This window comes from Phreatobacter sp. (assembly GCF_027532945.1).
In the GTDB taxonomy this organism is placed as follows: domain Bacteria; phylum Pseudomonadota; class Alphaproteobacteria; order Rhizobiales; family Phreatobacteraceae; genus Phreatobacter.
In genome coordinates, this window is record NZ_JAPZTZ010000008.1 from 1 (window position 1) to 20454 (window position 20454).

At 68.8% G+C, this 20454-nt stretch carries 24 protein-coding genes and 1 tRNA gene; 8 read left to right on the forward strand and 17 right to left on the reverse strand.

Annotated features, from left to right (window positions below; all coding sequences use genetic code 11):
• Positions 1-282 (forward strand): hypothetical protein (locus O9344_RS05880; protein WP_298474475.1); only part of this gene is annotated, 282 nt, incomplete at its 5' end.
• 195 nt (positions 283-477) lie between these two features.
• On the opposite strand, the gene O9344_RS05885 is transcribed toward O9344_RS05880, so the two are convergent.
• A complete protein-coding gene (locus O9344_RS05885) occupies positions 478-699 on the reverse strand; it encodes a SlyX family protein (protein ID WP_298474122.1) in 222 nt (73 codons plus the stop codon).
• Positions 696-1445 (reverse strand): rhodanese-like domain-containing protein, encoded by a 750-nt coding sequence (locus tag O9344_RS05890; protein WP_298474126.1) that lies wholly within the window; start codon positions 1443-1445, stop codon positions 696-698. The genes O9344_RS05885 and O9344_RS05890 overlap by 4 nt, the downstream gene beginning before the upstream one ends.
• 208 nt (positions 1446-1653) lie before the next feature.
• Here O9344_RS05890 and O9344_RS05895 point away from each other — a divergent pair, with 208 nt between their 5' ends.
• The 5 genes from O9344_RS05895 (at position 1654) to gpt (ending at position 6454) form a co-directional block, all read left to right on the forward strand.
• Positions 1654-3081, forward strand: a complete 1428-nt coding sequence (locus tag O9344_RS05895; protein WP_363321925.1) for a circularly permuted type 2 ATP-grasp protein — start codon at positions 1654-1656, stop codon at positions 3079-3081.
• Positions 3082-3095: 14 nt separating this feature from the next.
• Positions 3096-4040: an alpha-E domain-containing protein gene (locus O9344_RS05900; protein ID WP_298474132.1), complete on the forward strand. Its 945-nt coding sequence runs from the start codon at positions 3096-3098 to the stop codon at positions 4038-4040.
• Between the two features lie 13 nt (positions 4041-4053).
• Positions 4054-4878, forward strand: a complete 825-nt coding sequence (locus O9344_RS05905) for a transglutaminase family protein (protein ID WP_298474135.1) — start codon at positions 4054-4056, stop codon at positions 4876-4878.
• A gap of 112 nt (positions 4879-4990) precedes the next feature.
• Entirely contained in the window at positions 4991-5761 is a 771-nt protein-coding gene (locus tag O9344_RS05910; protein WP_298474139.1) for a molybdopterin-binding protein, read from the forward strand.
• A 198-nt stretch (positions 5762-5959) separates the two neighbouring features.
• The gene (gpt, locus tag O9344_RS05915; RefSeq protein WP_298474141.1) at positions 5960-6454 is read left to right on the forward strand and encodes a xanthine phosphoribosyltransferase; all 495 of its coding nucleotides are present in this window, start codon (positions 5960-5962) and stop codon (positions 6452-6454) included.
• Positions 6455-6460: 6 nt separating this feature from the next.
• Here the strand turns inward: gpt and O9344_RS05920 are convergent, their stop codons facing one another.
• From O9344_RS05920 to O9344_RS05930, 3 genes are all read right to left on the reverse strand, one after another.
• Complete coding sequence (locus tag O9344_RS05920) at positions 6461-6625, reverse strand: hypothetical protein (protein ID WP_298474143.1); 165 nt, start codon at positions 6623-6625, stop codon at positions 6461-6463.
• A 175-nt stretch (positions 6626-6800) separates the two neighbouring features.
• Positions 6801-6885 (reverse strand) — tRNA-Leu (locus O9344_RS05925).
• A 57-nt stretch (positions 6886-6942) separates the two neighbouring features.
• Positions 6943-8130: a YncE family protein gene (locus O9344_RS05930; RefSeq protein ID WP_298474145.1), complete on the reverse strand. Its 1188-nt coding sequence runs from the start codon at positions 8128-8130 to the stop codon at positions 6943-6945.
• A 178-nt stretch (positions 8131-8308) separates the two neighbouring features.
• Between O9344_RS05930 and O9344_RS05935 the strand changes: the two genes are divergently transcribed.
• Entirely contained in the window at positions 8309-8860 is a 552-nt protein-coding gene (locus tag O9344_RS05935) for a DUF3617 family protein (RefSeq protein ID WP_298474148.1), read from the forward strand.
• Positions 8861-8865: 5 nt separating this feature from the next.
• Here O9344_RS05935 and O9344_RS05940 read toward each other — a convergent pair whose 3' ends face one another.
• The 5 genes from O9344_RS05940 to O9344_RS05960 form a co-directional block, all read right to left on the reverse strand.
• A complete protein-coding gene (locus tag O9344_RS05940; RefSeq protein ID WP_298474151.1) occupies positions 8866-10041 on the reverse strand; it encodes an FAD-dependent monooxygenase in 1176 nt (391 codons plus the stop codon).
• A 7-nt stretch (positions 10042-10048) separates the two neighbouring features.
• A complete protein-coding gene (locus tag O9344_RS05945) occupies positions 10049-10297 on the reverse strand; it encodes a zinc-finger domain-containing protein (protein ID WP_298474154.1) in 249 nt (82 codons plus the stop codon).
• A gap of 73 nt (positions 10298-10370) precedes the next feature.
• Positions 10371-11000, reverse strand: coding sequence for an exopolysaccharide biosynthesis protein (locus tag O9344_RS05950; RefSeq protein ID WP_298474157.1), 630 nt, complete (start codon positions 10998-11000; stop codon positions 10371-10373).
• A gap of 27 nt (positions 11001-11027) precedes the next feature.
• The gene (locus O9344_RS05955) at positions 11028-11648 is read right to left on the reverse strand and encodes an exopolysaccharide biosynthesis protein (protein WP_298474160.1); all 621 of its coding nucleotides are present in this window, start codon (positions 11646-11648) and stop codon (positions 11028-11030) included.
• A 100-nt stretch (positions 11649-11748) separates the two neighbouring features.
• A complete protein-coding gene (locus O9344_RS05960) occupies positions 11749-12015 on the reverse strand; it encodes an aspartate-semialdehyde dehydrogenase (protein WP_298474163.1) in 267 nt (88 codons plus the stop codon).
• Between the two features lie 215 nt (positions 12016-12230).
• Here O9344_RS05960 and bcsS point away from each other — a divergent pair, with 215 nt between their 5' ends.
• The gene (bcsS, locus tag O9344_RS05965) at positions 12231-12920 is read left to right on the forward strand and encodes a cellulose biosynthesis protein BcsS (protein ID WP_298474166.1); all 690 of its coding nucleotides are present in this window, start codon (positions 12231-12233) and stop codon (positions 12918-12920) included.
• Here the strand turns inward: bcsS and O9344_RS05970 are convergent.
• The 7 genes from O9344_RS05970 to O9344_RS06000 all read right to left on the reverse strand — a co-directional run bounded on the left by O9344_RS05970 (position 12914) and on the right by O9344_RS06000 (position 20434).
• Complete coding sequence (locus tag O9344_RS05970; RefSeq protein ID WP_298474169.1) at positions 12914-14458, reverse strand: glycosyltransferase family 39 protein; 1545 nt, start codon at positions 14456-14458, stop codon at positions 12914-12916. The two genes, bcsS and O9344_RS05970, sit on opposite strands and share 7 nt — an antisense overlap.
• Positions 14424-15566 carry a glycosyltransferase family 2 protein gene (locus O9344_RS05975; protein ID WP_298474171.1) on the reverse strand — a complete coding sequence of 381 codons (1143 nt, stop codon included), beginning with the start codon at positions 15564-15566 and terminating at the stop codon, positions 14424-14426. Before O9344_RS05975 ends, O9344_RS05970 begins: the two co-directional genes overlap by 35 nt.
• Complete coding sequence (locus O9344_RS05980) at positions 15563-16234, reverse strand: class I SAM-dependent methyltransferase (protein WP_298474173.1); 672 nt, start codon at positions 16232-16234, stop codon at positions 15563-15565. Before O9344_RS05980 ends, O9344_RS05975 begins: the two co-directional genes overlap by 4 nt.
• The gene (locus O9344_RS05985; RefSeq protein WP_298474176.1) at positions 16231-17484 is read right to left on the reverse strand and encodes a DUF3419 family protein; all 1254 of its coding nucleotides are present in this window, start codon (positions 17482-17484) and stop codon (positions 16231-16233) included. Before O9344_RS05985 ends, O9344_RS05980 begins: the two co-directional genes overlap by 4 nt.
• A 328-nt stretch (positions 17485-17812) precedes the next feature.
• Positions 17813-19417: a molybdopterin-binding/glycosyltransferase family 2 protein gene (locus O9344_RS05990; RefSeq protein ID WP_298474179.1), complete on the reverse strand. Its 1605-nt coding sequence runs from the start codon at positions 19415-19417 to the stop codon at positions 17813-17815.
• A 16-nt stretch (positions 19418-19433) separates the two neighbouring features.
• Positions 19434-20111: an XdhC family protein gene (locus tag O9344_RS05995; RefSeq protein ID WP_298474182.1), complete on the reverse strand. Its 678-nt coding sequence runs from the start codon at positions 20109-20111 to the stop codon at positions 19434-19436.
• Positions 20111-20434, reverse strand: coding sequence for an XdhC family protein (locus O9344_RS06000; protein WP_298474185.1), 324 nt, complete (start codon positions 20432-20434; stop codon positions 20111-20113). The genes O9344_RS05995 and O9344_RS06000 overlap by 1 nt, the downstream gene beginning before the upstream one ends.
• Positions 20435-20454: the final 20 nt, after the last annotated feature.

The following is a 20454-nucleotide window of genomic DNA, read 5'->3' on the forward strand; positions in this document are numbered from 1 at the left end:
CGAGACCGGGATCCCGGCCTCGTGCTCCTTCAGGATCCCGATGATCTGCTCTTCCGTGAAGCGGCTGCGCCTCATGTTCTGGTCCTCTCGATGGGCCAGAACGAACTTCAAACTGGATTATCCCAGAGGGGCAACGTCAGCTGCACCGGCAATCCAACTCGCGTTGGGAGCCAGGTTGCGAAGCAGGACTCCGGCGAAGTGGTTGGCTGTCGAGGTGAGGAACAGCGAAACAAGGACGAGCGCGACAAGAATAACGATGTCGGAAGACGCTCGATCGGCTGAACTGATGACGGCTTTATCGGGCGTATCGGCTCGTTCGGGTGGACGCATTTTCCGATAGATCCATACGAGACCTGAAGTGCTTTTCGTAGAATACGTATCGAGGAACAATACCGCCGCCGCCCAAAGGCAGCTCTTGCGACGGCAAAACCAATGGCGATCGCGTCCCTGAGCAGTCAATATGGACGTCGAAAATCGTCAATAGTGCGGCGGCGGCGGTTCGGGAAGATTGGGGCCGCCGGCACGGGCCTCGGCCTCGCGCACCTGGTCCTCCAGCCGCTGGATCATGCGCTTCAGCCGCTCGAGCTCCTGCCACTGCGCGGTGATGGTGGCATTGAGGTCCTCGATCGTCTGGTCCTGGTAGGCGACGCGGATCTCCAGCGCCTCCAGCCGGCCGGTGAGATCGTTCACGTCGCTCATGCCGCCTCCTGAGCGACGGGAACCGGCACCAGGCCGTGACCGAGCGCTATGCGGTCGTCAAAGACGAAGCAGCCGCCACGCCAGAGGCTCTCCTCCGGCGGCACCTCGGCGAGATAGGCAAGGATGCCGCCCTTGAGGTGCAGCACCTCGGGAAAGCCGCGGTCGAGGAGAAAGGCGCTCGCCTTCTCGCAGCGGATGCCGCCTGTGCAGAACATCGCGATGCGGCGGTGGCGGCCAGGATCGAGGGCGCCGTCGACGAAGGCGCGAAAATCACCGAAGGAGGTCGTGGCGGGGTCGGTCGCACCCTGGAATGACCCCATCGCCACTTCGAAGCCGTTGCGGGTGTCGATGACGAGCGTGTCCGGATCCGAGATGACCGCGTTCCAGTCGGCCGGCGCCACATAGGTCCCGACCATCCGGGTCGGATCGGTGACACCGCCGTCAAAGGCGACGATCTCGCGCTTGACCTTAACCTTGAGCCGCCCGAAGGGCATCGTATCCGTCTGCGACAGCCGCACCGACAGGCCGGCAAGGCGCTCACCGAAGATCCATCCGCCGCGCAGCCGGCCGAGCAGAGTCGCGATCGCCTCGGCCGACCCTGCCACCGTGCCATTGATGCCCTCCGGCGCCAGCAGCAGCGTGCCGGTGAGCCCCAGCTCCGCGCACAGGACGTCGAGCGGCGCAGCAAGGTCGGCGCCGTCGGGCAGCGGCGCGAAGCGGTAGAGGGCGGCGACCGTGACGGTCATGGCGTGGTCCGGAGCATGGCATGCCATAGCTCCCGGCGGGGGAACCGGCAACGGCCGACCGGGTTGTGGCGGGACGATGCGGCTTTTCGCGGCTGCGAAAGCCCCCTTCCCTAACGACGCGATTTACCGCTAGCTTGTCATCGAAGCGTCAGGATCGCTCCGCCAGAGAGGGACCACGTTTCGTCTTCCAGAGGGGACTTTGCCGGCAATGGCAGGCGCTGCACCGATCTTCGATGAAATGACCCTCGCGGACGGTGCAGTCCGCCCCGCCTACGAGACCCTCGCCCGCTGGCTCCAGTCGATTCCCCCGGATCTTCTCGCCACCCGTTCGCGTGAGGCCGAGGCGCTGTTCCGCCGTATCGGCATCACCTTCGCCGTCTATGGCGACGCCGCCTCGACCGAGCGGCTCATCCCCTTCGACGTCATTCCGCGGGTGCTCACCAGCGACGAATGGGGCCGCCTGTCCAAGGGCCTCACCCAGCGGGTGCGCGCCATCAACGCCTTCCTCGGCGATGTCTATTCCAAGCGCGAGATCCTGCGCGCCGGCATCGTGCCGGAGGACCTCGTCTACCGGAACCCGGCCTTCCGACCGGAAATGAACCAGCAGCCGGTGCCGCACGGCATCTATGTGATGATCGCCGGCATCGACATCGTCCGCGTCGATGGCGACACGTTCTACGTCCTTGAGGACAATGCCCGCACGCCCTCCGGCGTCTCCTACATGCTGGAGAACCGCGAGGTGATGATCCGCCTCTTCCCCGAGCTCTTCTCGGCCCACCGCGTCGCGCCGGTGGAGAACTACACCGACGACCTGCTCGCCACGATGCAGTCGGTGGCGCCCCGCTCGGCCTCGTCCGACCCGACCTGCGTGCTGCTGACGCCCGGCCTGTTCAACTCGGCCTATTACGAGCACACCTTCCTCGCCGACAAGCTCGGCGTCGAACTGGTCGAGGGCCGCGACCTCTTCGTCAAGGCCGACGTCGTCTACATGCGCACGACCGAGGGGCCGAAGCGCGTCGACGTCATCTATCGCCGCCTCGACGACGATTTTCTCGACCCGCTGGTCTTCCGCCCGGATTCGGCGCTCGGCGTGCCCGGCCTGATGTCCGCCTACCATGCCGGCAATGTCACGCTGGCCAATGCGGTCGGCACGGGCGTTGCCGACGACAAGGCGGTCTACAGCTACATGCCAGAGATCGTGAAGTTCTATCTCGGCGAGGAGCCGATCCTGAAGAACGTGCCGACCTGGCGCTGCCGCGAGGCGGACGAGCTGAAATATGTGCTGGAGCGACTGCCCGAACTGGTCGTGAAGGAGGTCCACGGCTCCGGCGGCTACGGCATGCTCATCGGCCCGAAGGCGACGAGCGCCGAGATCGAAACCTTCCGCGAGAAGCTGATCGCGGACCCCGCCAATTTCATCGCCCAGCCGACGCTGGCGCTGTCCACCTGCCCGACCCTGGTCGAGGAGGGCGTCGCGCCCCGCCACGTGGACCTGCGCCCCTTCGTGCTCACCGGCCGCGACAAGGTCCGCATCGTGCCCGGCGGCCTGACGCGCGTCGCGCTGAAGGAGGGCTCGCTCGTGGTCAATTCCAGCCAGGGCGGCGGCACCAAGGACACCTGGGTCCTGGATTCGTGAGATAGGCGGAACCCATGCTCTCCCGTACCGCCGACAATCTCTTCTGGCTCGCCCGCTACGTCGAACGCGCCGAATATCTCGCCCGCATCATCGAGGCCTCGACGCGTCTTGCGAACCTGCCCTCGGCCTATGCCGGCACGTCCAATGAATGGGAATCCGCAGTGGCGACCGCCGGCTGCGCCCATCTCTTCTACCAGGCGCACGAGAAGGCGACGCGCGAGACCGTCATCGACTTCCTCGCCTTCTCTCCCGACAACCCCTCCTCGATCCGTTCCTGCTTCGAGGTGGCCCGCACCAATGCGCGGTCCGTGCGCACCGCGCTCACCGTGGAGATGTGGGACGCCATCAACTCGGCCTGGCTGGAACTGTCGAAATACCGCGCCTCCGGCCTGAACCAGGACGAGAACCTCGCGAACTTCCTCGCCTTCGTGAAGGAAACGGGCCTGCGCTTCGACGGCTCGGCCTATCGGACCATGCTGCGCTCGGACGGCTACTGGTTCTCGCGCCTCGGCGTGATGATCGAGCGCGCCGACAACACCGCCCGCATCCTCGACGTGAAGTACCACGTGCTGTTGCCGGCCTCCGAGACGGTCGGCGGCTCGCTCGACTATTTCCAGTGGTCGGCGATCCTGCGCGCCGTCTCGGCGCTCACCGCCTATCACTGGGTCTACAAGGAGAGCCTCAAGCCCTGGCTGGTGGCGGACCTCCTGATCCTCAACGACCAGATGCCGCGCTCTCTCGCCGCCTGCTACGAGAGCATCGTGCGCAATCTCGACAGCCTGTCGCTCGCCTATGGCCGCCAGGGCCCGGCCCAGCGCGCCGCCCGCGCCACCCGCACCCGGCTGGAGAATGCCCGGATCGAGGACATCTTCCAGTCCGGCCTGCATGAATTCGTCTCGGACTTCATCACCGAGAACAACCGGCTGGGCGCCGCCATCACCCAGCAATACCTGACCTGACGGCTAAGGCCCCATGCGCATCCGCATCGCCCACGAGACCGTCTACAGCTACGCGGTCCCCGCCCATGCGGTGATCCAGACGCTCAGGCTCACCCCGCGCAACTATGAGGGCCAGCACATCCTCAACTGGCGCATCGACGTCGACCAGGACGCCCGCCTCGACGCCCACGAGGACGCCTTCGGCAACATCACCCACACCTTCTCCTGCGCCGGGCCGATCCAGACCCTGACCGTCCGGGTCGACGGCCTCGTCGAGACCTCCGACACGGCCGGCGTGGTACGCGGCGCAGTCGAGCGCTTCCCCCCCGGCCTCTACCTGCGCGAGACGGCCCTCTCAGCCGCCGATCCCGCCATCCGCAGCTTTGCCGAGGCGCGCGAGCGGCCGGGCGATCGGCTCTCGACGCTTCATGCCCTGCTCGACGACCTCGCCCGCGACATGACCTTCGACAAGGACCCGACCCACGCCTCGACCACGGCGGCGGAGGCCTTCGCGCTGAGGCGCGGCGTCTGCCAGGACTTCGCCCATGTCTTCATCGCCGCGGCGCGCCATCTCGGTATTCCCGCCCGCTATGTCGGCGGCTATTTCCTCCATGCCGACGGCACGGTGGACCAGGAGGCAGGCCATGCCTGGGCCGAGGCCCATGTGCCCGATCTCGGCTGGGTCGGCTTCGATGCCGCCAACGGTCTCTGCCCGACCGAGCAGCACATCCGCATCGCCTGCGGCCTCGACTATCTCAACGCCGCGCCCATCCGCGGCTCCCGCCACGGCGGCGAGGGCGAGTTTTTGACGGTGAAGGTCATGGTGGACCAGGCGCTGCGGCAGGTGCAGGTGCAGTAGGGGCGGGCGCGGAACCGGGAGCATTCCGGCCTGCGGGCCTCCCTGCCGACCCCGCGACCCCTTGCCGCCGCCCGCGGCAGGCTCTACCTCCGGACCAGTCCCGGAGCGCATCATGACCGAGCCGACCACCGTCACTGCCGCCATCCTCGTCATCGGCGACGAGATCCTCTCCGGGCGCACCAAGGACAAGAACATCGGTTACATCGCCGAGTACTGCACGGCGATCGGCATCGACGTGAAGGAGGTCCGGGTCGTCCCCGACGAGGAGGACGAGATCATCCCCGCCCTCAACACGCTGCGGGCCAAGTACGGCTACGTCTTCACCACCGGCGGCATCGGCCCGACCCATGACGACATCACCGCGGACTGCGTCGCCAAGGCCTTCGGGGTCACCATCGATGTCGACCCGCGCGCCCGCGCCATGCTGCTGGAGCGCATTGCCGAGAAGGACCTCAATGAGGCCCGGCTGCGCATGGCGCGCATTCCCGCTGGCGCCGAGCTCATCGAAAACCCGGTGTCGAAGGCGCCGGGCTTCATGATCGGCAATGTCATCACCATGGCCGGCGTGCCCTCGGTCATGCAGGCGATGATGGACGTGGTCTCGCCGCGCCTGAAGACCGGCACCAAGATGATCCAGGTCTCCATCGAGGCGCCGGGCTTGCGCGAGGGCGACATCGGTACGCCCTACGCCGCCATCGCCAAGGCCCATCCCGGCGTCATCATGGGCTCCTACCCGATGATGCAGGATGGCAAGTTCTGGACGCGGCTGGTGCTGCGCGCCAAGGACGAGGCGCTGCTCGCCGCGGCGGAGGAAGCCGTCGTCGCCATGGTCGGCGAGCACAAGCGCCCCGACGCCCCGATCACCGTCACCCGCGGCGGGTGAGGCCACTGTCCTTGCGACGCGATGGGAGCAGCCGATCCGGCCGGCCTCCCCGCCTGTGTTCAACCGCCCCGCCCAGAGCAACCCTTCTGCGGTGCAGAGGCATATTCCCTTTGGAAAAGCCGGCGGCAACGGATTTGCTGGGCGGCGCGCGGCGGCTAGTGTCGCCGGCCTGTCGACGTCCCTGCGCTGGAGTGCCCCATGGCGACCCCGAACCCGGAAAAGGCCTTCCCCGTCTCCTGGGACCAGTTCCACCGCGACGCCCGTGCGCTGGCCTGGCGCATCAGCAGTGCCGGACCCTTCCGCGCCATCGTCTGCATCACCCGCGGCGGTCTCGTTCCGGCGGCGATCGTCACCCGCGAGCTCGGCATCCGCACGATCGAGACGGTCTGCATCGCCAGCTACCACGACTACCAGAGCCAGGGTCAGCTCAAGGTCATCAAGGAGGTGGCGCCCCACCTCCTCACCGATGGCGGCGAGGGCATCCTCGTGGTCGATGACCTCGTCGACACCGGCAAGACCGCCAAGGTGGTGCGCGAGATGCTCCCCAAGGCGCATTTCGCCACCGTCTATGCCAAGCCTCAAGGGCGCCCGATGGTCGACACCTTCGTCACCGAAGTGTCCCAGGACACCTGGATCTATTTCCCCTGGGACATGGGCTACACTTTCCAGCCGCCGATCCGCGACGCCGGCTGAGGCCCCTCACCGCTTGCCGAACACCGCCAGCCGCAAGTTGTCGGTGCCGAGGCTCTCGTCGATGAGCAGGCCGGCGCGCCGGCCCTCGGGGCCGAGCAGACCGAGCATCAGCGGCGGGTTCATCAGAACCAGCACGGTCGTGAAAAACAGCACGATCTTGGCAGGGGTCATTTGCACGGCCGGTCTCCCCGGGCTTGCCGTCCCCTTCCCCGCGAACCCGCGCAAAAGCTAGCGGGCGCGCCTCAACGCCGCGTTCACCGGACCGGTCGAAATGGTCAACGAACTGTTGCCCTGCCGTTAGGGCATCGTTAAGGCCTCCCCCTGCCGAAAGGGAAGCTTCGGGCGGTGGTGCCCCCTGCCGGACTCGAACCGGCACGCCCGAGGGCTCCGAATTTTAAGTTCGGTGCGGCTACCGATTTCGCCAAGGGGGCCCGCTGCCAAGCTCTAGCGGCTCGGCAGCGGATTTGGCAATCGGAGCGCGAGCGCGATCAGCGCCGCACCGGTTCGGCGGTCCTGATGCTGGCGGGCGAGGCCGGCATGGCGAGCACGCCGATCTCCCTCAACGCGCCGTTCTCGAAGGCGAAGACCTGGATGTCGTCGCCCACCATGTTCTGCACCAGAAGCCGCCGGCTGTCGGCCGACCATGCCGCGCCTTGCGACCACTGGCCGATCGGCGCCTCGGCGATCTTCGCGAGGTCAGTGCCCCGCACTTCGTAGATCACCACCTTGCCGCGCGCGGCGAAGAAGGGCGAGTTGCGCGGCTTGTTCGAGCCTTCCATGACCACGACGGCGACATGCCGGCCATCGGGCGCCATCTTGATGCCCTCCGGCGTCTGTCCGACGGAGACGGTGTTCACCACCCGCGGCGGCTGCGCCTTCACATCGATGAGGCTGATCGTGTCGGCATCGCCGCCGCCAAGGCCGATATTGGCGACCACGGCAACGTCGCCGCGGGCAGAGACGTCGAGCCCATAGGGCCTGAGGCCCGCATTGAGGTCGCGGCGCGTGTAGGTCACGGTCGTGCCCTCGATCGAAAGCACCGAGATCTTGTGGTCATTGTCGCGGGTGACGAGGGCGGTGCGCCCGTCAGGCGTGAAGGCGACATGGCTCGGGCCGGATGTCGGCTCGCCCACCGCGATCTTCGGGCCGACCGTCACGGTCCGCCCCGCAATCGTCAGCACCGACACCGTGCCCTCCGCGCGGTTGGCGACGATGGCGAGGGTGCCCGACGGGTGGATGGAGAGGCCGGCCGCCCCCTGCCCGACCTCCAGCGTCGCGATCACCACCGGCGGCTCAGCCTTGAGGTCGATGACCGAGACGCGATTGTCGGGAATGGTGCGGCGCGGATTGGCGGGATCGAGCTTCATGGCCGAGCTGACCAGCGCCAGGCTCTCGTCGGCCGTCACCGCCACCGATACGGGGGGACCGACGACGCTCGCAGGCGCGGGGATCGTCGCCCGCACCCGCGGCGTGCCAGAGGCGAAGTCGATGATCGAGACGGAATCGGGCCGCGGCTGATCAACGACGGTGGCAACGCCGTCCACGAGCCGCATCTTGCCGTCATTGGCCGAGACGGCGATCTGCGCCGTTGCCGACGGGGATGCGGCCAGGAGTCCCGCCGCGGATGCGGCAAAGAGCCCGGCGGCTAACGCCGGCCGGATAGAGGTGAGCCTCATGGTGTTTCTCCCTGGCCGTATCGGCCTGTTCTGGTGCGAGCCGAGCCTAGCAGCAGCGCTCCGCCACGCCATCCGCACGCGACCGGACCATAGCCACAGGCCGACCGCGCGTGATCGCCGCCGACCGTGGCTGATCCGCCACGCATCACCCATTGATTCCCGCCTATAGAAGATCGCCATGCTGCTCCTCGCCGCTCCCCTGCGTCTCGCCGCCCTCGCCTTGCTTGCCGCGACGCCAGCAGTCGCGCAGCCCGTCGAGCTACCGCAGCGGCGTCCCGGCTACTGGGAGATCCGCATGATGACCGGCGGCGGCCCCGGTGGGCAGGAATTCATCCTGCAGACCTGCACCGATGCCGCCACCGAGCGGCAGATGGTGGAATATGGCTTCGGCCAGATGGGGCGTACCTGCCAACGCTTCGACATCCGCCGCGACGGCGAGGACTATGTCATCGAGACGGACTGCCTCATCGGCCAGACCCGCACCACCGCCCGTTCGGTCATCTCGGGCGACCTGCGCCAGGCCTATTCCCTGCGCGTCGAGGGCACGATCCAGACCATCGGCCAGTCGGAGTTCCAGCAGACCCTGACCACCCAGCAAGGCCGCTTCGTCTCGGCGCGCTGTGGCGGCGGCCTGCGCCCCGGCGACATCCTCCTGCCCGGCGGCCAGCGGCTCAACATCCGCGACCTCGCCGCCTCCAACGCACCGGCCGAGGGCACGCGCCGTCCCTGAGGCTCTTAGGGCCGCCAGCCGTAGATCCAGTCCTGCGAGGCAACGATGCCGCCGCCCATGACGCGGATGGCGAGGTCGCGTGCCAGAGCCGCAGGCCCTTTCAGGTGGTAGATGGCTCCGTTCCGCCGCGCGAGCGCCTGGACGCGGGCGACGCGGGCCTTGCGGCGCGCGGCGAAGCGGCGGAAGGCCGCCGCGAGGTCGTCCGGCGTCGTCGCCGCTTCATCCGCCAGCACGGCCGCGTCCTCGATCGCCATCGCGCCGCCCTGGGCGACGAAGGGCAGCATCGGATGGGCGGCATCCCCCATCAGTGTCACCGGTCCACGCTCCGGTCCGAACCAGGCGGGGCGGTCGGCGAGCGACCAGCATTGCCAGTCGTCCACCCGCGCCACGACCTCGCGCAGGGCGGCGGGCCAGCCGGCGAGCCGGCGGGCGAGGAGAGCCGGGTCGCCGGGCGCCCGCCAGCCCTCGACCGGCGCGTCGGCTTTCAGAAGCACGACGATGTTGAACAGGCGGCCCGTGCGCAGGGGATAGTGGACGCAATGGGCATCGGCCCCAAGCCAGAGGCCGAGCCGTCCGCCGGCGAGCGCCTGCGGCACCGCTTCCATCGGCATGGTGGCGCGCCAGGCGACGCGGCGGCGAAAGTCGGGCGGAGCCCCATCCCCCAGCGCCGCACGGACCGCCGAGCGCAGGCCATCGGCACCGACAAGAGCCTCAGTGGTGGCGCTGTTTCGCTCGCCATCGCGGCTGAGGTCGAGCCTCACCCCGTCGCTCGCCAGGGCGAGGCCGGTGACCGTGACACCCGTCTCGATATGGATGGCGCTCTCGGACCGGCAGGCCGCCGCGAGGATGGCGAGAAGATCGGCACGGTGGATCACCCACCAGGGCGCACCATAGCGGCGCGCCACGGCCTCACCGAGTTCGGCACTGGCAAGCGTACCGCCGGTGGTCGCGCTCCGCACCACCATGGCCTCGGGCACCACGGCCGGCGTGGCAAGCGCGTCACCGAGCCCGAGGTCGACCAGGATCCGGCTGGCATTGGGGGAGAGCTGGATTCCGGCCCCGATTTCGTCGAGGGCCACCGCCCGCTCAAGCACGGTGACGGAAAAGCCGCGGCGGGCCAGTGTCAGGGCGGCGGTCAGCCCGCCGATCCCTGCGCCCGCGATGGTGACCGTGCCGGGCACGGCCCGATCAGGCCTCGGCGAGGGCTTTCACATAGGCGCCGGCCGGACGGGTCTCGTCGGCATGCAGCGCCGGATCGTGCTTGTAGAGCGTCGAGCAATAGGGGCAGACGATCTCGGTATCGCCGCCCATGTCGAGGAAGACATGCGGATGGTCGAAGGGCGCCCGGGCGCCCATGCACTGGAATTCCTTCACGCCGATATGGATGACAGCGACGCCGTCGTCATTGGCGAAATGGGGCACGACGTGATCGGCCATGGCGGAACCTCGTGGATGATGGCGCGGACCATAATGCCCGCGCCGCGGCAAGGGAAGCGTGATGGAGGGATGGTCAGGCCGTGAGCCAGCCGAAGCTCACCAGCGCTGCGGCGACAAGCGCCGCCACCAGGGCGAGGACGAGGAGCGTGGCGACGATCCCGATGGCATGGCCAAGGGCGACGAGCAGGCCGTCCTCCTCCAGAATGCCGATGGAGAGCACCACCAGTGCCACGCCCGGCGGGAAATTGCCGATCCACGACAGCGGCAGCGCGAGAATGGCGCCGAGCAGCACGAACATGGCGCCGAGCACCACATGCATCGGCCCGCGTGTCATGCCGGTCCAGCGCGGCCGGGCGACCTGCTCCAGTCGCTCGACCCAGGAGACGGTGCGATCGACCATGGCGGCGAGTTGCTCACGCGGCATGGTCTTGTCGGCGACGAAACCGGGCATCCACGGCGCATGGCGGCCGATCATCATCTGCAGGCCGACCAGGGCGATGACAACGCCGGAGACGGTCGAGACACCGGGGATCATCGGGATGATGTTGGGCAGCGCGAAAATGAGGACGAGCAGGCCAAAGCCGCGATCGCCAAGCGAGGCCGTCAGGTCGCCGAGCGAGATTCGCTCGCCGTTGCCGATGGTCTTCAGCCCGCGGAACACCTCCGACGTGCGGAGCGCCCGCTCATCCATGCGGTCCGTCAATGCCTGTCTCCTCGCGGGTCCTCGTCCTCAGGTCAGCACGGCCAGGGCGCTAGCGAAGACTGTGTAGCCGATTCCCGCCCCCACGGCGGTGGCAACCGCGGCCAGCAAAAAGCCGGCGCTGACCAGCACGCCGTCGCGCTCGGTGAGGCCGAGGCCGAGGACGCAGAGCGCCAGGCCCTGCGGCATGGAGCCGATCCACGGGATCGGCAGGATGATGAGCAGCACGGCAAGGACGAGCACCGTGAGGCCGACAACGCGCCGGGCCGCTGGTCCGGCGGCCAGGGCGAAGCGCGGCTTGGTCACCCGCTCGATCCACCGCAGCAGCGGCAAGGTCCGCGCCATGACCTGGTTGAGCCGCTCGCGCGGCAGCGTCGTTCCGGCAATGCGGGCGGGCAGCCAGGGAACGTCACGCCCGACGACGATCTGGATAGCGAGCACCGCCAGGATGATGCCGGTCAGGATGGGCAGTCCCGGGATCGGCAGCAGGTTCGGCAGGCCGAAAAGGATCAGCGACAAGCCGAAGGCGCGGGTGCGCAGCGACGCCATCAGATCGCCGACGGTCAGGTTGCCGATCATCTCCGCCGGGCCGGATGCCTGGACCGACATCAGCGAGGCAATGATCTGCGAGGTCTTTTCAGGGGTCTGCACGCGGGCACCCGGACGAGGATGGGAGCGCGAACATAGTCTGCCGGGCGTTCCGCCGCCACTGGTCTCGTGACGAAATGACGCGGAGACAAATGCTTCGCATTCAGTGCAACCGGCCGATTTCACGCGCCAGCCGCACCTCGCAGGGCCCGACGAGGCGTGAGGAGGCGATCCGCACCGCGTGGAGACGCCCGTCGAGGCTGCGCTCCCAGAACTCGAGGAACCGTCGCAACACTGGAAAATAGGGCGCCTGATCGTAGTCCTGCCAGAGATAGAGCTGCAGGAAGAGCGGATGGTCGGGCATCCGATAGAGGATTTCGGCGGTGGTGAGGCTGTAGCCTTCGATCTGACGCAGGAAATCGGCATCCACGGCGCAGCGCCGGGACGCGGATGGCGTTGGTGAGCTCGGCAAGAGCATGGCGGCCTCCGGAAGGATGGGCGATGCACTGCCAGGGCCGGGACGCAACGATCCGGCTCCCGTTCCGCCATTTCGCGCCCGCCATGGTTAGCAAAGGGTGAACGGCGCGGCCGGTTTCCGGACTTCGCCGGAATGGTTGTGCAGATGACGTTATGCAACCATGACCCATGCGCGTTCTCGCCGGCCTCGTCCTGCTGATCGGCTCGTCGCTGGCCGGCCATGCCGCCGAGCCGCCCCCCGGTACCGTGCGCTATGCCAGTCTCGAGGGTGCCTTCGACGGCTTTCACATCGCCTCTGGCATGGACGTGCCGCTGGGTGGGCAGGGCTTCATGCTGCGCTTCACGGGCGGAAGCGGCCTGTCGCGGTTCCGCATGGACCCCGCGCTCCCGATCCACCTCACCGAGATCGCCGGCACGACCCGGCTGATGGGCGGCTGGCGGGTGAAGAATGACTGGGGCCTCGTCACCATCTATGCGGGTCTTGCGGTGGAGACCCGGCGGATCGCCCCTGCCCTGCCTGACCCGCAGGTTGGCACGCGGATCGGGCCGGCGATCGCCATCGATGCCTGGCTGACGCCTGCCGAGCGCCTGTCGGTCCAGCTGCTCGCCAGCTATGCGACGCCCTTCAGCGCGGCGACGCTGCGCATTGCGCCCGGCTACGAGGTGATGCCCGGCATCCACGTGGGACCCGAGGCGACGTTCAGCGCCCATCACGGCACGTTGCGCACGCGGCTTGGGGGCCATGTCACCGGCCTGACCTTCGGCCCGCTCGGCATCCGCATCACCGCTGGCCTGGCGATGGACCGCGGCGGCCGCTCCGGCGCCTATGGCGGTATCGCTCTGTGGCGGTCCTATTGAGCAAGGTCTGGAAGGCCGGCCGCGACGGGATCGCGGGCGACGAAGAGATGCAACCGGTCGATCGCTGCCGGCAGGCCGTAGCGCTCGCGCCAGCGCCGCTCGACGCTGCCGGCAGGCGTGACCGAGCCGTAAAGACGCCTCAGCCTTTGCTCAACCTCGGCGAGGCGGCGGCTTTCCACCGCGACGAGGACCGGCCGGCCGGCAAGCCTCGCCGTATCGAAGGCCGGCTCCATGACATAGCGCCCGCGCTCGCCGAACTGCACGATCGGCGGTCGGCCCGACCCGTAGAAGCGCAGATGCGCCGTCGTCGTGTAGCTCGCCGTCCCGATGACCGCGGCGCCAGTCCTGTCGGCCGCTGCCTCGACCTCACGCGCCGCCTCAGGCCAGCCATGGAGTTGACCCGTCGGGTCGACGGCGAGCGGCGCGATGCGGAAGGCCGCGTGGCCAAGGAGAAGCACGCCGAGAACAACACCCGTCACCACCGACCAGCGCAGCGACACGCGCAACACCGCAGCCAGCGGGCCGGCCGCAGGCACGGCGCGCGCGCCCATCACCGCCGCGGCGATGGAGGCCGGCAGCAGGCAGGCCGTCCAATTGCCCTGGACGCGATCGAACAGGCCGTACCAGACGAGATAGGCGACCAGCGGCAGGACCGAGACGACGATGAGCGTCTCGCCGGCGCTGCGGTCGCGGGCCATGCGGCGCAGCGCCACCCACAGGCCCCAGACGACGAGGAGACCCACCAGCGGTGTCAGCAGCGCCGCCTGGCCCGCGATGAATTCCGGCACGAAGCGCGGGTCGAAGGCCTTCGGGACCGCCCGGCCGAACTGCTTGGTCAGCGAGGCGCCGCCCGCAGCAAGGTTCCACGCCACCACCGGCGCCATCACGGCGAGGCAGAGGATGCCTCCCGCATAGGGCCAGGGCGAGCGGAACCAGCGGCGCAGCTCCGGCACCAGGGCTAGCCACAGAAGGATGGCGAGGCCCAGGAAGACGGCCGTGTATTTCGACACGAAGGCGAGACCGACGGTCAGGCCCACCGCGAGCCACCAGGCGCCGCGCCCCGAGCGCCAGACCTCGACGAGAGCGAGCAGCGCCAGGGTCCAGAACAGGACGAGCGGCGTGTCGGGGGTGACGAGCAGCGCACCCGCCCCGAGGAAGAGCGTCGCCTGGACGAGGCCGGCGGCCCAGAGCGCGGCGATGCGGTCGTCGGTCAAGCGCCAGACGAGGCGCCAGACGCCGAGGCTTGCCGCCGCACCGAGCAGCACCGAGAGCCAGCGGATGCCGAATTCCGTGTCGCCGAAGACGGCCGTGGAGAGGCGCACCAGCAGCGCCACCATCGGCGGATGGTCGAAATAGCCCCATGCGAGGTTCTTCGACCAGATCCAGTAATAGGCCTCGTCGGCGGCAAGGCCGAGATGGCCGGCCGCAACCAGGCGGATCGCCGTCAGGACGGCGACGAGGAGGATGACGGCGCGCGCGCTGCCGGCCCAAAGGGGCGGCGGCTCAGCGGCGCCAGACGACGGCGGAGGATGCGGCATAATTGAACACCGCGCCCATGATGGCGCCCGCCAGGCCTGAAAGCCACCATTCCACGTCGCCGGCATAGAGCCAGCTCGCCACCCCGACATTGCCGAAGGCGCCGATGCTGCAGACGACATAGAAGAGCAGCAGGCCGGTGAAGAACCGGCTGCCCTTCAGCCGCGCGTCGCGATAGGTGAACTCGTTGTTGATGACGAAGTTCGAGGTCATGGCGACGATGGTGGCCGCCGTCTGGGCCCATTCGAACCGCAGGCCGAACGACAGGCCCGCATAGAGCGCGGCGAGATGGACGACGAGGCCGCTCGCCCCGACGAGGGCGAAGAAGATGAAGCGCAGCGGGATGAGCCCGCCGGAGAGCTTGTTGAGGACGAAGCCGATATAGTCGAGCGCCACCTTCGCATCGAGCTTGCTTTCGCCATGGATCCGCTCACGGAAGACGAAAGGCACCTCCGCAACCTTCGGCACGCGCTGCACCGATGCGGCGATGTCGGCGAGGATCTTGAAGCCGGTGGTGGCGAGCCGCGGCGCCACATCCTCGACGATCTCGCGGCGGATCATGAAGAAGCCGGACATGGGATCGCTCAGCGGCGCCTTGAGCACCATGTCCGACAGCTTGCGGCCGAGGTCCGAAATGGCCTGGCGGACCGGCGAGAGGCCCTCGGTTTTGGAGCCGCCGTCGATGTTGCGGCTGGCCACGACCAGTTCGGCGCCGCCGCGGATCTTCTCGAGCATGGCCGGCAGGATGGTCTCGTCATGCTGCAAGTCGGCGTCCATCACCGCCACCACGGGAGCGGAGGAGGCGAGCATCCCCTCGATGCAGGCCCCCGCGAGGCCACGGCGGCCGACACGGCGGATGCAACGGATGCGCGGATCGCTGCGCGACAGGTCCTTTACGAGGGCGGAGGTTCCATCCGGGCTATTGTCGTCGACGACGATCATCTCCCAGGCGACGCCGGCGAGCACCTCAGCGAGCCGGCGCGCGAGTTCCGGCACGTTCTCGCGCTCATTGTAGCTGGGCACGACCACCGTCAGTTCGGGGGCGCCGGTGGTGGGGCTGTCGCTGGTCATCTGGCGCGGGTCATAGACCCCGCCGCGCGAGGCGGTCAAGCGAGGCCGGGACGCGACGCAACGGCATGGAGGGCATAGCCGCGATAGGGTCGCTCCAGCCGCCAGGTGGTGCCGCCATGGGCCACGACCTCGGAAAAGACGGCGGCGAAATCGTCGCGCGGCGTCACATGGAACAGGGCGAGCCAGCTGCGCAACACCGCCTTGAACGTCGCGGGGAGATGCTCCTGCCCGCCGAAATCCACCACGTGCAGCGAACCTCCCGGCGCCACCGCCGCCATGGCACGCGTGAGTGCATCCCGCCACGGCGGGATCATCGAGAGGGTGTAGGAGCAGAAGACGCGGTCGAAGCCGTCGCGGGCGAAGGTCGCCAGCGGATCGAACGTGGCAGCATCGGCCTTGGCGAGACGGATGCGGTCGGTGAGGCCCGCCCGCTCCACCGCCTTGCGCGCCTCGGCCAGCATGACCGGGCTGACATCGAAGCCGTAGAGCCGCGCCTCAGGGTGCATCCGCGCAGCGACGATGAGGTTGCGCCCCGTTCCGCAGCCGACCTCCAGGATCGTGCCGCCCGGTGGCGGCGCGAGGCTTTCGATCAGCGGATCGCGCCCGAGCAGGTAGAACTTGCGCGTCGCGTCATAGATGCCGGCCTGCCAGCGGTAGATGGCATCCATCTTCTCGCCGGCCGGCAGCGTCTCGGTCGACATGGTCATGGCGTGCCGAGGGTGTAGAGGTGGAAGCCGCCATAGATCGACGAGCGGTCGCGCGCCGTCCAGGCACGGCAACGCTCGGCGTCATAGTCCCAGCGGTCGAGGACCTCCGGCACCACGCGGCCGGGGAGCAGGCTCTCCTCGGCGGCGGTGCGGAAGATGACGCGGGCGCCGGGGCGCGCGGTGCGGGTGATCTCGGCCCACAGACGGTTGAGCATCTCGTCGGTCATCCAGTCCTGCGCATCGAGCAGCACATAGACGTCGCGCGAGGCCTCCGGCAGGGCGGCGAGGTGATCGATGAAGTTCTCGTGGCGGACATCGACGCGCTCGGCGCGAGCGCTGACCGCCGCGAAGTTCTCCGGTGCCAGATAGGGTGGGACGGCACCGACGCCGCCGGGCTGGTAGCGCCGGCCGAAGGCCTGCCAGGCAAAATAGTTGCGCTCCAGCGGGAAGTCGCAGGCGAGGCGCTCGAGGCGCGCCACCAGCACTGCCTCCATGCCGCTGCCCTCGGGCGCGGAGGAGAGCAGCGCCCGATACTGCGCCGGCGGGATGCCGAGGCCGTAGAGAGAGGCCGGGTTCTTCACCAGCCAGCGCACCAGGCCGGAGGAGAAGAGCGGGCGCAGTTCCGTTTCGAAGATGGCGCGCTGCTCGGCAAGGCTAGTGGCCGCCAGCATCTTGCGGGGGTCACGGCCGTGCAGGCGCGCCACCGCATGGCCGGTGCCGATCATCCAGCCGAGCAGGCCCTTGCGGTAGAGATTGTCGGCGAAATCCTCGATGCGACGCCGGCCGGTGAGGCTGCGCTTCTCCCAATAGGCACGGGTGACGGGATCGAGACGATCGGCGAGATGGGCGTCGAAGGCCGCGACATTGTCGCGGCTGTCAGCCTCGCCGAAGAAGCGGAAGAAGCTCTCGTGGTCGGGCAGGAACCGCGCCGCGGCGATCTTCAGCCGGTTCAGCGCGATGTGGTTCTCGTTGAGGTCGAGCGCGGTGACGCGGGCCGGGCCGGCGACGAGATAGCTCAGCACATTGCAGCCGCCAGAGGCGATGGCGACCACGTGGTCCTCCCCCGTCAGCGCCATGGCCTCCATGTCGATCTCCGGATCCTCCCAGATCTGCGGATAGACGAGGCCGGAGAACATCAGCGTGAAAAGACGTTCCTGCAGGCCGGCGGGGGAGAGTGGGCGATGGCGCGTCACGGCGCGCTTCAGGTTGTGATGGGTCGCCTTGCGAGTCTCGCCTGCCACCAGGGCCATGCCGCTTCATCCCGATTCGAGGGCCGATCCCGACGCAGGTATGATCGCGGGGTGACGGCCCGACGAAGGGCAGATGACCTATCCGTGACGGCCTTTGGGGAAGGATCGCTTCCAGTGGCGTGGCAGTAGAGACAATTTGAGCTGTTTCGATGTCACCCCGGTAAGGTCAACCGGTAGGGTAAAGACACGGGTTTCATTGTGTTTTGCCGGAGTGGCGCGCATAGACCAATGCAACAACTCCGCGTCCACGGAGATGACAATTCAGCCCCGGGTCCCCAACGACCCGGGGATTTTTTTATCTTGGTCGGCAACCAAAACAGGACGGTGGTTAAGGCGCGATCCGTCCGCCGGCCGCGGCGAGAGCCTCGGGCGTGTCGAGGTCGAGATGGACGTCGTCCGCCTCCGCCGCAACCTCGGCCACCGCCTCTGGCGCGCCGGCGAGCACGGCCCTCCCGCCCTGATCGCCGGTGACCCGCATCAGCTCGCCAAAATAGCGCCGGCCCCACAGCACGGGATTGCCACGCCGCCCGTCGGAGACGGGCACGACGATGTGCCGCCCGCCACCCGGATCATAGGCAGCGGCGAGCCGCGCCACGAGCGCCGCCGAGACCCGCGGCATGTCCCCGAGCAGCACGATCACGGCGTCGGTCGTCTCCGGCAGGGCCGACAGGCCGGTCCTCAGCGAGGTCGAGAGGCCCTCGGCGAAATCGGGATTGGCGACGAAGCGGCAGCCAAGCCCGTCGAGCGCCCCCGTCACCGCCTCGCTCTGGTGGCCGGTGACGACGACCACCTCGGCGAGCCCGGCCCCCAGCGCCGCCTCGGCAGCATGGCGCACCAGCGGCACGCCGTCGATGGTGGCTAGCAGCTTGTTCGGCCCGCCCATGCGGGTCGAGCGGCCGGCAGCGAGCACCAGCGCGGCGATGCGCGCCGCGCCGGCGACGGGCGTCACATCCTCGCGCGGCTGCGGTCGCGACACGATCTCCATCAGAAGCCCTCCGACGCCCATTCCCGTGATGTCCGTCCGGGTCACGGAGAGGCCGGCGAGGAGCCGCATCAGCACCCAGTCAAAGCCGTTCTCCTTGGGCGAGCGGGCACAGCCCGGCGCGCCCAGCACCGGGACATCCCCCAGCGCGCCGACCATCAGCAGGTTACCGGGATCGACGGGCATGCCGAGATGCTCGACCGCGCCGCCCGCCGCCTCCAGCGCCGCGGGAATGACGTCTCGCCGATCGGCAATGGCCGAGGCGCCGAAGACGAGGACCAGATCGGCCTGCGGCGTGACCTCGCGGAGCGCCACCGTGAGCGCCTCGGCCTCATGCGGCACGCGGCGTTCGATGGCGATGGACGCGCCGGCAGGATCCAGCCGGTCGGCGGTCACGCGCAGCGTCTTCTCCACCACCTTGTCGGCGAGCCCGGGCAGCAGCGTCGAGATCACCGCCACGCGCCGCCGCACGAAGGGCGCGATGCGCACCAGCGGTCCTGCCGTCGCCGCCGCCACCCGGTCGGCGGCCACCGCATAGGGGATGATCTTGACCGTGGCGACCATCTCGCCCGCCTCGACCGCGGCAAAAGCCGGGAGGGTTGCGAGGGTGATGGCCTCATCGATGCGGTTCAGCCGGTCGATGCCGTCGCGGTCGACGACGAGGACGCCGGCATCGGAGGCAAACAGGTTGGCGCGGCCGGTGAAGGCGGGATCGACCCTGAGCCCCTCCCCCGCCACGGCCGCGGCGATGGCGGCGGCCGCCTCGTCCTCGCCCATGTCGCCGGGTTCGGCCATGGCGACGACGACGGTCTCGACGCCTGCCGTCGCGAGGGCTGCCATCTCGGCCTCGCCGATGCGGGCGCCCTTCTTGAGCACGAGACCGCCAGCCCGCACCGCATGGGCGACGACGCCGCCGCGGGCCTCGGCGAGGGGAACGGGACCGAAGCGCATGACCCCTCCTCGGCCCTCAGGCGATGCCCTGCCGCCAGGCCTGCGTCACCTCGGCAAGGATGGAGACGGCGATCTCGGCCGGCGAGATCGCGCCGATGGCAAGGCCGATGGGCGCCTTGATGCGGGCGACGGCCTCGGGGCTCGCGCCCTTGCCCGTGAGACGCTCGACGCGCTTGGCATGGGTTTTACGCGAACCGAGGGCGCCGATGTAGAAGCAGCTGCGCTCGAAGGCGTGGAGCAAAGCGGGATCGTCGATCTTCGGGTCGTGGGTGAGCGCGATGAAGGCGGTGAAGCGGTCGACCTTGAGCTTCGGCAGCGCCTCATCCGGCCACTCCGCCAGAAGCGTCACATCCGGAAAGCGCTCAGGCGTTGCGAAGGCCGTGCGCGGATCGACGATCACCGGGTCGTAGCCGAGCATCCGCGCCATCGGCACCAGCGCCTGGCTGATATGGACGGCGCCGATAACGACCATCTTGGCCGGCGGCACCTGGACGGTGAGGAAGGTGCGCGTGCCCTCGACCACGCCGCTGCGCCCCGAGCGCAGCGCCGCACGGATCGGCTCCTCCAGCGGATCGCCGGCAAGCGTCGCCTCGGTGACGAGGCGGGCCTCGCCGCCATCGAGGTCGGTGACGAGCACCGCGGCACGGCGTTCGGCACGGGCGGCGTTGAGCGCCTTCAAAAGCTCGAGGCGCATCAGCCGACCTTCTCGACATAGACGGCGATGCGGCCGCCGCAGGAAAGGCCCGCCCGCCAGGCCGTCTCGTCGGCTACGCCGAATTCGAGCAGCTTGGCCTTGCCGGAGCCGATCACGTCCAGCGCCTCGGTCACGACCTCGCCCTCGACGCAGCCGCCCGAGACCGAGCCGAGGAATGTGCCCCCCTCGTCGATCACGAGATGCGAGCCGATCGGGCGCGGCGCCGAGCCCCAGGTCTCCACGACGGTGGCCACCGCGACGCCCTTGCCGGCCTTCGCCCAGGCCTCGGCGGTGGTGAGGATGTCGTCGTCGGTCGAGATCATGGCGGCCTCCACGCGTGTCG

Coding starts and splice junctions, on each gene's coding strand:
- O9344_RS05885 (WP_298474122.1), bottom strand. CDS start 699: ATGAGCGACGTGAACGATCTCACCGGCCGGCTGGAGGCGCTGGAGATC.
- O9344_RS05890 (WP_298474126.1), bottom strand. CDS start 1,445: ATGACCGTCACGGTCGCCGCCCTCTACCGCTTCGCGCCGCTGCCCGAC.
- O9344_RS05895 (WP_363321925.1), top strand. CDS start 1,654: ATGGCAGGCGCTGCACCGATCTTCGATGAAATGACCCTCGCGGACGGT.
- O9344_RS05900 (WP_298474132.1), top strand. CDS start 3,096: ATGCTCTCCCGTACCGCCGACAATCTCTTCTGGCTCGCCCGCTACGTC.
- O9344_RS05905 (WP_298474135.1), top strand. CDS start 4,054: ATGCGCATCCGCATCGCCCACGAGACCGTCTACAGCTACGCGGTCCCC.
- O9344_RS05910 (WP_298474139.1), top strand. CDS start 4,991: ATGACCGAGCCGACCACCGTCACTGCCGCCATCCTCGTCATCGGCGAC.
- gpt (WP_298474141.1), top strand. CDS start 5,960: ATGGCGACCCCGAACCCGGAAAAGGCCTTCCCCGTCTCCTGGGACCAG.
- O9344_RS05920 (WP_298474143.1), bottom strand. CDS start 6,625: ATGACCCCTGCCAAGATCGTGCTGTTTTTCACGACCGTGCTGGTTCTG.
- O9344_RS05930 (WP_298474145.1), bottom strand. CDS start 8,130: ATGAGGCTCACCTCTATCCGGCCGGCGTTAGCCGCCGGGCTCTTTGCC.
- O9344_RS05935 (WP_298474148.1), top strand. CDS start 8,309: ATGCTGCTCCTCGCCGCTCCCCTGCGTCTCGCCGCCCTCGCCTTGCTT.
- O9344_RS05945 (WP_298474154.1), bottom strand. CDS start 10,297: ATGGCCGATCACGTCGTGCCCCATTTCGCCAATGACGACGGCGTCGCT.
- bcsS (WP_298474166.1), top strand. CDS start 12,231: ATGCGCGTTCTCGCCGGCCTCGTCCTGCTGATCGGCTCGTCGCTGGCC.
- O9344_RS05970 (WP_298474169.1), bottom strand. CDS start 14,458: ATGCCGCATCCTCCGCCGTCGTCTGGCGCCGCTGAGCCGCCGCCCCTT.
- O9344_RS05980 (WP_298474173.1), bottom strand. CDS start 16,234: ATGACCATGTCGACCGAGACGCTGCCGGCCGGCGAGAAGATGGATGCC.
- O9344_RS05985 (WP_298474176.1), bottom strand. CDS start 17,484: ATGGCCCTGGTGGCAGGCGAGACTCGCAAGGCGACCCATCACAACCTG.
- O9344_RS05990 (WP_298474179.1), bottom strand. CDS start 19,417: ATGCGCTTCGGTCCCGTTCCCCTCGCCGAGGCCCGCGGCGGCGTCGTC.
- O9344_RS05995 (WP_298474182.1), bottom strand. CDS start 20,111: ATGCGCCTCGAGCTTTTGAAGGCGCTCAACGCCGCCCGTGCCGAACGC.
- O9344_RS06000 (WP_298474185.1), bottom strand. CDS start 20,434: ATGATCTCGACCGACGACGACATCCTCACCACCGCCGAGGCCTGGGCG.